Raw genomic sequence first — 12,929 nt, forward strand, 5'->3', positions numbered from 1 at the left:
AATAACATGAATAACAAATCTGTTTTGAGGTCTTTAGGCGACCCGCAAATTCTCGGTGATGCCTTGGTCGAATCGTTCCGCAAACTGTCCCCGCAGCAGCAATGGAAAAATCCGGTGATGTTTGTCGTTTATATCGGCAGTATGCTGACCACCCTGTTGTGGGTGCTGGCTTTGAACGGCGAGGGGCAAGATCCGCCGCAATTTATTTTAGCAATCACCCTCTGGTTATGGGGTACGGTGTTGTTCGCCAACTTTGCCGAAGCGATAGCCGAAGGGCGCAGCAAGGCGCAAGCGGCGTTTTTGCGCAGTGCCAAACGTGATATCGCCGCAAAAAAACTCGACGAACCGCGTCATGATGCCAATTACTCTAAAGTGGCCGGTTCGAGTTTGCGGCGTGGTGATGTAGTGTTGATAGAAGCCGGAGATTTTGTGCCGGGTGACGGCGAAGTCATTGAAGGTGTTGCCTCGGTGGACGAGAGCGCGATTACGGGCGAAAGCGCCCCGGTTATCCGCGAATCCGGCGGCGATTTCAGTTCGGTGACGGGCGGCACACGGGTCTTGTCCGACTGGTTAGTGGTGCGTATTACCGCCAACCCTGGCGAGGCTTTTTTGGATAGGATGATTGCCATGGTGGAAAACGCCAAACGGCAAAAAACCCCTAACGAGATTGCCCTGACTATTTTATTGGTGGCCTTGACCTTGGTGTTCCTGATGGCGACAGTAACTTTGTTACCGTTTTCCTGGTATGCCGTAGCGACTTCAGGATCTGGGCAACCGATCACGCTTACCGTGTTGGTGGCCTTGTTGGTCTGTCTGATCCCGACCACTATCGGCGGTTTGCTGTCCGCCATTGGGGTGGCGGGCATAGGCCGGATGATGCAGAAAAACGTTATTGCCACCTCAGGCCGTGCCGTGGAAGCGGCGGGCGACATTGACGTGTTGTTGCTGGACAAAACCGGAACGATCACTTTAGGCAACCGTCAAGCCTCGGCGTTTATTGCTGTGGCCGGAGTCACCGAGCGCGAACTGGCCGATGCCGCCCAATTGGCTTCGATGGCTGATGAAACCCCCGAAGGCCGTAGTGTGGTGGTGTTGGCGAAACAAAAATACGGCTTTAGGGAGCGGGACGTGCAGTCTTTAGGGGCGACCTTTGTGCATTTCTCGGCGCAAACCCGCATGAGCGGCGTGAATATTGAAGGGCGGCAAATCCGCAAAGGGGCCGCCGATGCTATCCGTAGCCACATCGAAGAGCAGGGCGGCAAATTCCAGCCGGAGTTCCGCAAAGTGGTCGATGATGTGGCGCGGCGCGGCAGCACCCCGTTGGTGGTGTCGGAAGGCACACGGGTGCTGGGGGTGATTGAGCTTAAGGATATTGTCAAAGGCGGCATTAAGGAGCGGTTTGCCGAATTGCGCCAGATGGGCATTAAGACCATCATGATCACGGGCGATAATCGCCTCACCGCCGCCGCGATTGCCGCCGAAGCCGGGGTGGATGATTTTCTCGCCGAAGCCACCCCAGAGGCGAAACTGAAACTGATCCGCCAATACCAAGCCGAAGGCCGTTTGGTGGCGATGACCGGGGACGGCACCAACGATGCCCCCGCCTTGGCGCAAGCTGATGTTGCGGTGGCGATGAACAGCGGTACGCAAGCGGCTAAGGAAGCGGGCAATATGGTCGATTTGGATTCCAACCCCACCAAGTTGATTGAGATTGTCGAAACTGGTAAGCAAATGCTGATGACGCGTGGGGCTTTGACCACCTTCAGTATCGCCAATGATGTCGCGAAATATTTTGCGATCATCCCGGCCGCGTTCGCCACCACTTATCCGGTGCTGGATGTGTTGAACGTGATGGAGCTGGCGACCCCGGCCAGTGCGATTCTGTCGGCGGTGATTTTCAACGCCCTGATTATTGTCGCGCTGATCCCGTTGGCGTTGAAAGGCATCAAGTATAAGCCTGTCGGTGCCGCGACGCTGTTGCAAAACAATTTATTGGTGTACGGGGTGGGCGGTTTAATTGTCCCATTTATTGGCATTAAAGCGATTGACCTGATCTTGGTCACGCTAGGCTTAGTTTAAGGAGTTGGTCATGGTTAAGCATTTAAGACCTGCGGTGATGTTGTTTATCATCTTGAGCGTGTTAACCGGTGTAGTGTATCCGGCTTTGGTGACGGGGCTGGCACAATTGTTGTTTCCTGGTCAAGCGAATGGTAGCCTGATGAGCGCCGAAAATGGCAAAGTCAAGGGTTCTAGCCTGATCGGGCAACCGTTCAGCAGCCCAGACCATTTTTGGGGACGGCCTTCCGCCACCGGGCCTTTTCCTTATAATGCGGGAGCCTCTAGCGGCTCCAATCTGGGTCCTACCAACCCGGCGCTGGCCGATGCCGTAAAAGCCCGGCTTGAGGCTTTAAAGGCCGCCGACCCTGGCAATGAAACCCCCGTTCCGGTGGATCTGGTTACAGTTTCAGGCAGTGGTTTGGATCCGCATATCAGCCCGGCGGCGGCGGCTTATCAAGTTCCGCGTATTGCTAAAGCGCGTAAAATGTCTGCCGACAAACTCAGCGCTTTGGTGGCTGCCCATACCGAAGGCCGGCAATGGGGGCTATTTGGCGAGCCTAGGGTCAATGTTTTGGCTTTAAATTTGGCTTTGGATGCACTGCGCTAGGTGGGTGGGATATGAAATATAATTATGGCTGGTGTTTACTGGCGGTGGCTGTGCAGATGGCTCATGCGGGCAATATCGAAACCTATAATTTGCCGGCCAGCAAGGTTTACCAAGGCTATTGCCGGCAAGAAGCGTTACGGTTGCATCCGGGGGTGATTGCCCAACAACGGCTACTGCACAGCAACGGAGAATTCTTGTTGCGTAATGGAATACAGGCGGGTGACGGTTCGGAATGGTTTGTTGTCTGCGATTTAGCCAATGGCAACATAATCCGCGAGCAAAAACTGGCTGATGGTAAGATTTAAGCGACTGTTATCAATGAGTATTTTTCTTGCCCTTGCTTTTTTCCTGCTCTTTAAGGGGTAGTTTTATAAAAATCCTGTCTATCGGGTAAAAATGGTAAACATCATGCAAATCGAACGCCCTGATCCTGACGAACTGTTGGCCCGTGTCGAACGGGATACTATCCGGGCCAGACGCGGCCATTTGAAGATTTTTTTTGGCGCGGCGGCCGGGGTCGGTAAAACTTATGCCATGTTACAGGCGGCGAGGGAAAAGCGCGGCGAACATATCGATATTGTCGTCGGTTTGGTGGAGACCCATGGGCGTAAGGAAACCAGCGCCTTATTAGAGGGTTTGGAAGTGTTGCCCCCCAAACAAATCAATTATCGGGGGACGATTTTGCAGGAGTTTGACCTGGATGCCGCGCTTAAACGCAAGCCTTCGGTCATTCTGGTCGATGAGTTGGCGCATACTAACGCCCAGGGTTGTCGGCATCCTAAGCGTTGGCAGGATATTGAAGAGTTGTTGGAAGCAGGTATCGATGTGTATACCGCGCTCAATGTCCAGCATTTGGAAAGCCTGAATGACGATATTGGCCAAATCTCCGGGATTCGGGTCTGGGAGACTGTGCCGGACACCGTTTTTGAAGAAGCCGATGAAGTCGAACTGGTGGATTTGCCGCCCGATGAACTGCTGAATAGGCTGAAGGACGGTAAGGTGTATTTGCCGCAACAGGCCCAAGAAGCGGCGAAGAATTTTTTCCGCAAAGGCAACCTAATCGCCCTGCGCGAATTGGCCCTGCGGCAAACCGCCAGCCGGGTCGATGCCCAGATGCTGGACTATCGGGAAAACCATCGTATTCGGGATATTTGGCAGGTTAACGAGCGGATTTTGGTTTGCATAGGCCCTAGTGCCTTAGCTGAGCGCTTAGTCCGTGCGGGCAAGCGTTTTGCTACCAGCTTACGCGCGGAATGGATAGTCATTTATGTCGAAACGCCTGAACTACAACGTTTGTCCGCCGAAAAACGTGACGGTGTGTTACGGATTTTGCGCCTCGCCGAGCAATTGGGCGCCGAAACGGTCACCTTAAATGCCCCCGAAATGAGTTCGGCGATCATCAAATTTTCCAATGAACGCAATGTCACCAAAATTGTCATTGGTAAGCCGACCCGCCGGGGGTTACGGCGGGTGTTGCTGGGTTCGGTGGTGGATGTGCTGATTAGCGACGCGCACAACATTAACCTGTATTTGCTGGGCAGCCCTAGGCCAGGGCAGGACGGCGGCGACAAGCCGGAGCCCTCTTTATATCGGAAAAACCCTTTGCCGGGCTTGGGTAAACGCCCGGCACAGAAATACAATACGCGTGGCTATGCGTGGGCAGTGACCGTTACCGTTGCCAGCACTGCGTTGGCTTATCTGATGTTCGGGCGGTTTGAGCTGGCCAATTTGGTCATGGTGTTTTTGTTAGGCGTGGTGTTTATCGCCACTCGCTTTGGCCGCGGCCCGTCCATTTTTGCGTCATTTCTGGGCGTGGCAATTTTTGACCTGATGTTTGTTCCGCCTTATTTCAGTTTTACGGTCGGCGATAGCCAATATCTGGTGACGCTATTGGCGATGTTGACCGTCGCCATGCTGATCAGCAGTTTAATGGCGAATGTGCGCTCGCAAGCGAAGGTGGCCGGGCATAGGGAGCGGCGGGCGACAGTGTTGTATGCGATGAGCAAGGATCTGACCGCCAGCCAGAGCGAAGACGAAATCGTGCGCACGGCGGTGCATCACTTGTATGCCGAGTTTGGCAGTAAAAACGTCATCCTCTTTCCCGATGCCACAGGCCGTATCGTTTATCCCAGTGGCCCGGCACTGCCGGAATCCCTGCTCACTGCCGACTTGAGCGTTGCACAGTGGGTTATGGATCATGACGAGATTGCCGGGCAAGGTACCCATACCTTACCCGGTGCTGATGCGGTGTATTTGCCGTTAAGCGTCAAAGAAACCATGTTGGGTGTTTTGGTGTTGTTGCCCGTCAATTTACGCCGGGTGTTCTTGCCGGAACAACAAAAATTGCTGGAAACTTTCCTGAGCCAAATTGCCCAGGCGATCACCCGTGTGCGCCTGACCGAGCAGGCCCGAAAAACCCAAGTGGAAATGGAGGCCGAGCGTTTGCGCAACTCGCTGCTCAGTTCCATTTCCCACGATTTGCGCACCCCGCTGGCGACAATTGTCGGTTCCGCCAGCACCTTAGTCGAGGACGACAATGCGTTGCGGACACAAGATAAGTTGGAATTGAACCGGGCCATTTATGAAGAGGCGCAACGGATGTCGAATTTAGTCAACAATATCTTGGACATGGCCCGGCTGGACGCAGGGGCGGTGGTGCTAAACAGACAATGGTATCCGTTGGACGAAATCATTGGCGTGGTGCTGACCCGCCTGCAAAAACGCTGTATAGGCCGTCAAGTCAGCGTTAAATTGCCGCCGGGTATGCCTATGGTTTATGTCGATGCGGTGATGGTCGAACAAGTGCTGATCAATTTGCTGGAAAATGCGTTGCGTTACACCCCGACGGGTAGCCCTTTGGAGATTATGGCGGAAGGGGAGGGGGAAGCGATGGCAATCTCGGTGGCCGACCGTGGCCCGGGCTTGCCTAGGGGCAGCGAGAACAAACTGTTTGAAAAGTTTTATCGGGCGCAGAATGAAGCGGCACAAAGCGGTGTCGGTTTGGGTCTGGCGATATGCAAAGCCATTATTGAGGCGCATGGCGGTAGCATTCGGGCGCAAAACCGCCCTACTGGCGGGGCGGTGTTTTCCCTCCTGCTCCCTCAGGACAGCCCGCCGCCCTCAATGGGGCGGGAAGACAGCAACGGCACGGCTGACTAACTATGACCCAGACTAACCCTATTATTGTCATTATTGAAGATGATCCGGCTATCCGCCTATTTTTACGGACGGGTCTGGGGGCCCACGGTTTCAAAGTGTTTGAGGCTGAGCGCGGCCAACAGGGCATCATTGAAGCGGGGGTGCGTAAGCCCGATCTGGTTATTCTTGATCTGGGCTTGCCGGATATGGATGGCGTGGAGGTGATAAAAGCGATCCGCGCATGGTCGGTTATGCCGATTATTATTTTGTCCGCCCGCAGTGCCGAGCAGCATAAAATAGACGCATTAGATGCCGGAGCCGACGATTATCTGACCAAGCCTTTTGGTTTGGGCGAATTGTTGGCGCGGATACGGGTGGCCTTGCGCCATGCCGTTGGTGGGCCCGCACAGGATGAGGGCGGGGTTTTTGTTACCGGGGCATTAAAAGTGGATTTGCTTAAGCGGCAAGTGAGCATCGATGGGCAAGACATCCACCTTACCCCTATTCAGTACCGGCTCTTAACCCTGCTGATTAAAAATGCGGGCAAGGTTTTGACGCACCAATATATCCTTAAAGAAGTCTGGGGGCCGTCCTATAAGGACAATTCGCATTATTTGCGCATTTATATGAGCCAACTCCGGCAAAAATTGGAGATTGACCCTACGCAACCCCAATATTTGCTGACCGAATCGGGCATCGGTTATCGGCTTAAGGTCTGAACCTGCCCAATAGGGGGCATAAAAGGCCGGATAGGGCGGCTAACACTGCAAAAAAAGTAGTAAGACTGCAAAATTAGTAACAGCATTTTTTGCAGACAGGCTTAGGGTAGGGCAGTTAAAGACGCTGAAAGCCGTTAAAAAACATAAAATACTTAAAAATCAATTGGTTGTTTTTTTTGTAAAGTGATGGCATGAAATTCGCTTATATCAATAAGTACCCATCATTGTGTGCAGGATATTTATCCATTTATTTGCCGGAGCTCAGACCATGAAAAAAGAAATGTATCAAGCCGTAGGATTCACCGCCTTATTGGTGGCTTCATCTTTGCCCTTGTCGTTTGTGGCGATGCAGGCGCTTAATTTAGTTTTCGGCATGATTGCCGTCTAATGCTAATCTAAATTCGGGATAAAGTTTACGCCAACAGGCAGGGTTTGCCCTTGGCCAAATTTTATCCCGATGCAAATGGCAAGGCCATGAAACCATGTTTTCCTGGGCCCAAGTGTTCGGCTATCCCGCTAAAAGACTTGCAATAACTGAGTTATCGCAAGAAAATGTCCCCTCATAGAACCCGATTTTTGCAACCCCGCCACCCAAGCCAAACCGCTTGATGAAGCGTAGCAGGCTATCAATGCGTTTAGGGTCTCCTTGCCAAAAAAACAAGCCGGACAGTCAGTATTGAAGACGCTGTTTGCCGTTGGCCTACTAAACCGTCTATGATGCTAGCTTAGGATTGTATAAAGACCACTCAACTTATTCGTATAATGGCCATTTTAAGTCGGCAGACACGTTGCCGCTTGAATAACATCCTGGCACTTAGCGAAGACACTCTTTTTGAACACTCATGAAACCCACCAAACTCTACGGCCTGCATTCGGTGCAAGCGGCTCTTGATTATTCCCCCAAATCCATCAACAAAGCCTGGGTGGATACCCAACGCCAAGATAAGCGCTTGGCGCAAGCACTGGATGCCTTGCTGGATTTAGGCATCGAACCGGAAAAGGTCGAGCGTAAAAAGCTCGATAAACTCGCCGAGAGCAATAACCATCAAGGTATCGTCATTGAAGTGGACATGCCCGGCGAATTGTCCGAGCAGGAACTGAAAACGGCGGTGGAAAACCTCGACAGCACCGCCTTGTTTCTGGTGTTGGATAACGTCCAAGACCCGCACAATCTGGGCGCGTGTTTGCGTACCGCCGATGCCACGGGCGTACACGGGGTAATTATCACGAAGGATAACGCTACGGGCATTACCCCGACCGTGTGCAAAGTCGCTTGTGGGGCGGCGGAGACCGTACCCGTTTATCAAGTCACCAATCTGGCCCGCACCTTGCGCTGGCTGAAAGACCAAGGCGTATGGGTGATGGGCGCGGCGGGCGAAGCCACCCAAACCGCCTATCAGGCCGATTTTACCGTACCGCTAGCCTTGGTGGTCGGGGCGGAAGAAAAGGGGATGCGCCGCCTGACCCGTGAGCAATGCGATGTGTTGGTCAAACTGCCGATGTTGGGGCAAGTGGACAGCCTAAATTTATCGGTGGCGACCGGGGTGCTGTTGTACGAAGTGATCCGCCAGAGATTAAAGCCATGAGTTTAGCGCGGCCTGTGTCCTTGGTAGCCGAAGGCCTCAGCTGTATCCGTGATGACCGGGTATTGTTCAGCGATTTGGCGTTTCAGGTCACTAATCGCCAAGTTTTGTTATTGGAAGGCCGTAACGGCAGCGGCAAAACCTCGTTGTTGCGGATTTTATGCGGTTTCCGCGAACCGGATGCCGGGGAAGTGCGCTGGTGCGGCGAGCCGATTAGCGACGTGCAGTACCGTATTGATATGGCTTATGTCGGGCATCTGGAAGGCATTAAAAAAGAACTGACCGTGCTGGAGAATCTGCATGTCGCGCTGGCCTTGGCGCAGGCAGGGGCCTGTAGTATCGGTGCGGCGTTGGCGCGGGTACAGTTGGCGGGTTTTGACGATGTCCCGGCGCAAGCACTGTCTGCTGGGCAAAAGCGGCGGCTGTCGTTGGCGCGGTTACTGATTACCCATAATGCCTTATGGATATTGGACGAGCCGTTTACCGCCTTGGATAGGCAAGGCATTGCCTTAATTGAGCAATTGATGGCGGAACATTGTGACCAAGGCGGTATGATTGTGTTAACCTCACACCATGAATTAAACTTGCCTACTGTTGACGTACAACGTATCCGCTTAGCCTAATGTCCTTAACTGCCGCTTTTTTTGCTATTATCCGTCGGGATTTAATTTTAGCCTTGCGCCGCCGCTCGGAAATCGCCAATCCGCTGTTCTTTTTTGTCCTGGTCATCACCCTGTTTCCGTTGGGCGTAGGGGCTAGGCCGCAGCTTTTACAGGCGATTGCGCCGGGGATTATCTGGGTGTCGGCGTTATTGGCGGCCATGCTGTCACTGGACAGCCTGTTCCGCTCGGATTTTGATGACGGCTCGTTGGAGCAATTGTTGCTCAGCCCGCATCCGGTGTCGGTGTTGATTTTAGGCAAGGTGTTTGCCCATTGGCTAGTGACAGGTTTGCCTTTATTGCTGATCGCGCCGTTATTGGCAGTGTTTTTAGGGATGCCTAACCAAGCCTTAGGGGTATTATTGTTGACGCTGTTACTGGGTACGCCGGTGTTAAGCCTGATCGGGGCGATTGGGGTTGCGCTGACCGTGGGGTTGCGGCGCGGCGGGATGATTTTGTCGCTATTGGTGTTGCCCTTGTATGTGCCGGTGCTGATTTTTGCCAGTAATGCGGTAACGATGGCGGCGACCGGCTTGCCGGTCGTGGCGCAACTGAATATATTGGCGGCGATGCTCTTGCTGGCGCTGACCTTAGCCCCGTGGCCGACGGCGGCGGCGTTAAAAATGAGTGTCAGTTAACTGCGGCGGCTCTCTACCTGTGCAGGTAGCCGCCGCTAGAGGCCGCTAACTACTGGGCGCAATACTGCCAAGTCGGTATCGCTGTTTCGATAGTATAAGGCGTAGAAGGCGAGAGGATAAATTCGCTCGCGCCTTGCTCAGCCGCACCAGGGGTTTTGCTGGCGTATTTCCAATCGTAAGTATAACCTAAGCCTGTCCAAGGAACATTAGGCGAGTTACGGAAGCTGCCGTAATAGACGTTTTTGTAAAACGCCGGATAGTCCTTAATGTTTTTGACGGTCGGCACCGTGCTGGAAAAGTTCAGGTTACAGCTACTGTCGTTGGTTTCGGGGTCAACACAAGGGCGGAAGATGTCGCTAGGGTTTACCCACATTTCGACAAACACATCGTAAGACCAATCGGAATCCAAGCCTAAACGCTGTTTCAGGCGATAGTCCAAGTCGGCGGGCGTGGCATTGGGATGGTCTGTTAAGTATTGGTGGCAAAACGCTTGCATTTTCGGCGCTAAGGTCACCCAGGTCACAAAGCTTTCGCTAGATGAGGTTTGGGTATAGGGCAACAGGAAGTTTTGGTAACTGCTTTGCGATTTCCAAGTGACGACCTTAATTAAGGTCTTATCGGCATTCCAGACCAAGGTGTTATTGTTTGGGGAGATCACGTCAAGGTTAGTGACCAGTTCGCTGGCTTCGGGCAGGGCGGCATCGCGGTTAGCCACATTGTATTTGACGGGCGGGGTTGCCAAAGCGGTTTGGGCAACCAGCGCGGCTAGCAGGGCGGACAGCAATAAGGATTTTTTCATCGGACAGTCTCTAATTATAATGGAAAATAAGGTGCATAAAATTCATAGGTAAAGAATTTCTTTGCTAGGATAATGAAAAGCCCCGGCTATTTCTATGAACTATTACCATTTTGCCGATTTTTTTAATGCTTTTTGCCATCACGCATAAAAAACGCCCTTACCCATAGGGGCAGCAAAAGATGGGCGGGGCGACAGGTTGTCGGGCTATTTTGTCGTACCCTTGAGTGATGTTAGCCCGGCCATAATGATAAAAAACATAAATAATGCGCTTTAACCCGCGTAGATTAGCTGCGCACCCACATACCTTAATAACATTGATCTGGAGCAACGTATTATGGCATCATCGAAATACCTGTCGATTTTCTCCCCCGCGACCCCACAGCAACGCCAAGAGAACTTTGCCGATTATTGGCAATTCACCCAAAACCACGGCGGCGAACTGTTTGAGGCCGAGCGGGATTTGGCGAAAAAACGCGCTAAGCTACAGGCGTTTAAAGACAACCCCGTTAGCTTGCGTACACCCTTAGCGAATCCTGATGTCTTTTACCGCAATTATATCGAGATGCAGGACGATCCTAAGTCTTTAGACCGGATGACGTTAATGCTCACCAGTATGTACAAGTTCGCCCGCCATGAATGGGTCGGCATTAAAGGTGCGTGGGATGTGGTGCCGGACATGGCGAATTCGCACAGTGTCGAAGATAAGATTAGCCGCGTCCATTTGGCGGAAGAATTTTGCCATTGGCGCTTATTTGATGAAATGCTCCGTACTTGCGGCTTAGATAAAGTCGAATGGGTGCCGTTAACCCCGTTTAAGGAATGGGTTTACGAGCAATTCCCAAAAGTGCCGGGCATTTTTATGGACCCCCCTGCCTTTGTCACCGAACTGATGGGCGTGACCTATTATTTCCACCTGCACCGTCTGTTTGATGACGTGCTGGCGGACGAGCCGGAAGTGCGCCAGCGCCTGCATGAGTTGCTGGACGAAATCACCATTGACGAAATCGCCCATGTCGGCCAACGCCGTAACTTTATCGGCCCTATCGGCATGAAAGCCTCAAAATGGATGGTGCGGCCTTTATATAAACTGTTTTTTGCCGACATCCCCGAAGTGGCGGAGCTATTTGATGTCGAGCAAATGGTTAAAGACGGTGAAGCGTTTGATTTTAATGAAGTGCCGGAGTATATGGTCGAGCAGAGCTGGATACCTTCATACTGCAAAGCCTGAATAAAGCCGCACTGACACCCGAAAGGTTCAAAGTAAACCGAGTGTTTGCTTTGAACCTTTCTTAGTTTTGTGGGTAATACGTTTTTGTGGATGACCTTTCTTTTTAAAACACCTTAATTTATATGTTTCTAATTCCTGATCCGGTCGGCAGATTCTTTCATCGTATGGCCTCCCCCCCGCATTTCTACGCATTGACTGAAAAGCTGATGCCGTGGTTGGTAGGGATATTTTTAATCTTGTTGGCCTGCGGCCTGTACGGTGGCCTATATCTGGCCCCACCCGATTACCAACAAGGCGACAGCTACCGGATTATCTATATCCATGTCCCTAGTGCCTGGATGTCGCTGTTTATTTATATCGTCATGGCGGTCACGGGGGCAATCGGTTTGGTTTGGCGCATTAAGCTGGCGGAAATCGTCGCCATCAGCAGTGCCTCGGTCGGGGCGAGTTTTACTTTTATCGCCTTGGTGACCGGGTCTTTATGGGGCAAACCCATGTGGGGGACGTGGTGGGTGTGGGATGCGCGGCTAACTTCCGAACTGGTGCTGTTGTTTTTGTACTTGGGCGTGATCGGCCTGTACAATGCTATTGATGACAAACGCACCGCCTCCAAAGCCGTGGCGATTTTGGCCTTGGTCGGTGTCGTCAACATTCCGATTATCCATTATTCGGTAGAATGGTGGAGTACCCTGCATCAAGGCCCTACCGTCACGAAAATGGACAAACCGTCCATCCATGTCACGATGTTAGTGCCCTTATTGCTGATGGCGGTGGCGTTTAAATTCTATTATGTCATTGCTATGCTGCAACGGGCGCGGCTAGAACTGCTGCAACGCGAGCGCACCGCCAACTGGGTCAAAAAACTGCTGACGGAGCCGACACCATGAGTTTGCAAGAATTTTTCGCCATGGGCGGTTACGCCTTTTATGTGTGGACGGCCTACGGCATCTGCTTTGTGGTGTTGCTCGCCAACATCATCTTACCGATTATCCAGCGCAAACGCTTGTTACGGCACTTGGCGCTGAAACAAAAACGCCATAATTTATAAGCCTATTATGAAACCTGTAAGACGACAACGTTTAATCCTGATTGCCTTAATGGTCGTAGGCGCGGGTCTGGCGGCCGCCTTCGCGCTGAAATCCTTTAACGAAAATCTGATGTACTTTTTTTCCACCACCGATGTCAGTGCCGGCAAAGCCCCCCAAGACGCGCTGTTCCGCTTAGGCGGCATGGTCGTAAAAGGCTCGGTCGAACGCCCCGGCGATGGCCTGATGGTGCGCTTTAAACTGACCGATTTCAGCAAAGAAGTCACCGTCGAATACACCGGCATCTTGCCGGATCTGTTCCGCGAAGGCCAAGGCATCGTCGCCAACGGTAAGTTAGACGGGCGCGGCGTGTTCGTCGCCGAAGAAGTGCTGGCGAAGCATGATGAGAATTACATGCCGCCGGAGGTTAAGGCGAGTTTGAAGGCCGCCGCCGAGCAGAAAAAGCCCTAAGCAA

General features: G+C 52.5%; 13 protein-coding genes. 12 read left to right on the forward strand and 1 reads right to left on the reverse strand.

The window, feature by feature from the left end:
- The first annotated feature begins 6 nt into the window (after window positions 1-6).
- The 8 genes from kdpB to ccmB all read left to right on the forward strand — a co-directional run bounded on the left by kdpB (window position 7) and on the right by ccmB (window position 9,402).
- Entirely contained in the window at window positions 7-2,079 is a 2,073-nt protein-coding gene (gene kdpB / locus AADEFJLK_RS08415; protein ID WP_088618270.1) for a potassium-transporting ATPase subunit KdpB, read from the forward strand.
- A gap of 10 nt (window positions 2,080-2,089) precedes the next feature.
- The gene (kdpC, locus tag AADEFJLK_RS08420) at window positions 2,090-2,665 is read left to right on the forward strand and encodes a potassium-transporting ATPase subunit KdpC (RefSeq protein ID WP_103973945.1); all 576 of its coding nucleotides are present in this window, start codon (window positions 2,090-2,092) and stop codon (window positions 2,663-2,665) included.
- Window positions 2,666-2,676: 11 nt separating this feature from the next.
- Window positions 2,677-2,970: a hypothetical protein gene (locus AADEFJLK_RS08425; protein ID WP_103973946.1), complete on the forward strand. Its 294-nt coding sequence runs from the start codon at window positions 2,677-2,679 to the stop codon at window positions 2,968-2,970.
- Window positions 2,971-3,073: 103 nt separating this feature from the next.
- Window positions 3,074-5,824, forward strand: a complete 2,751-nt coding sequence (locus tag AADEFJLK_RS08430; RefSeq protein ID WP_103974160.1) for a sensor histidine kinase — start codon at window positions 3,074-3,076, stop codon at window positions 5,822-5,824.
- A gap of 2 nt (window positions 5,825-5,826) precedes the next feature.
- Window positions 5,827-6,522, forward strand: coding sequence for a response regulator (locus tag AADEFJLK_RS08435; protein ID WP_088618273.1), 696 nt, complete (start codon window positions 5,827-5,829; stop codon window positions 6,520-6,522).
- An 842-nt stretch (window positions 6,523-7,364) separates the two neighbouring features.
- Complete coding sequence (gene rlmB / locus AADEFJLK_RS08440; protein ID WP_103973947.1) at window positions 7,365-8,108, forward strand: 23S rRNA (guanosine(2251)-2'-O)-methyltransferase RlmB; 744 nt, start codon at window positions 7,365-7,367, stop codon at window positions 8,106-8,108.
- On the forward strand, window positions 8,105-8,728 hold the full coding sequence (ccmA, locus tag AADEFJLK_RS08445; protein WP_088618275.1) for a cytochrome c biogenesis heme-transporting ATPase CcmA: 624 nt from the start codon (window positions 8,105-8,107) through the stop codon (window positions 8,726-8,728). The genes rlmB and ccmA overlap by 4 nt, the downstream gene beginning before the upstream one ends.
- On the forward strand, window positions 8,728-9,402 hold the full coding sequence (gene ccmB, locus AADEFJLK_RS08450; protein ID WP_103973948.1) for a heme exporter protein CcmB: 675 nt from the start codon (window positions 8,728-8,730) through the stop codon (window positions 9,400-9,402). The genes ccmA and ccmB overlap by 1 nt, the downstream gene beginning before the upstream one ends.
- 49 nt (window positions 9,403-9,451) lie before the next feature.
- Here ccmB and AADEFJLK_RS08455 read toward each other — a convergent pair whose 3' ends face one another.
- On the reverse strand, window positions 9,452-10,201 hold the full coding sequence (locus tag AADEFJLK_RS08455; protein WP_103973949.1) for a hypothetical protein: 750 nt from the start codon (window positions 10,199-10,201) through the stop codon (window positions 9,452-9,454).
- A 334-nt stretch (window positions 10,202-10,535) separates the two neighbouring features.
- Here AADEFJLK_RS08455 and AADEFJLK_RS08460 point away from each other — a divergent pair, with 334 nt between their 5' ends.
- The 4 genes from AADEFJLK_RS08460 (at window position 10,536) to ccmE (ending at window position 12,925) form a co-directional block, all read left to right on the forward strand.
- Entirely contained in the window at window positions 10,536-11,429 is an 894-nt protein-coding gene (locus tag AADEFJLK_RS08460; RefSeq protein WP_103973950.1) for a hypothetical protein, read from the forward strand.
- Window positions 11,430-11,551: 122 nt separating this feature from the next.
- The gene (locus AADEFJLK_RS08465; RefSeq protein ID WP_088618279.1) at window positions 11,552-12,316 is read left to right on the forward strand and encodes a heme ABC transporter permease; all 765 of its coding nucleotides are present in this window, start codon (window positions 11,552-11,554) and stop codon (window positions 12,314-12,316) included.
- Window positions 12,313-12,477, forward strand: coding sequence for a heme exporter protein CcmD (gene ccmD, locus AADEFJLK_RS08470; protein WP_103973951.1), 165 nt, complete (start codon window positions 12,313-12,315; stop codon window positions 12,475-12,477). The genes AADEFJLK_RS08465 and ccmD overlap by 4 nt, the downstream gene beginning before the upstream one ends.
- Before the next feature lie 7 nt (window positions 12,478-12,484).
- Complete coding sequence (gene ccmE / locus AADEFJLK_RS08475) at window positions 12,485-12,925, forward strand: cytochrome c maturation protein CcmE (protein ID WP_103973952.1); 441 nt, start codon at window positions 12,485-12,487, stop codon at window positions 12,923-12,925.
- Window positions 12,926-12,929: the final 4 nt, after the last annotated feature.

The sequence above is a fragment of the Methylovulum psychrotolerans genome, from assembly GCF_002923755.1.
Classification (GTDB): Bacteria; Pseudomonadota; Gammaproteobacteria; order Methylococcales; family Methylomonadaceae; genus Methylovulum; species Methylovulum psychrotolerans.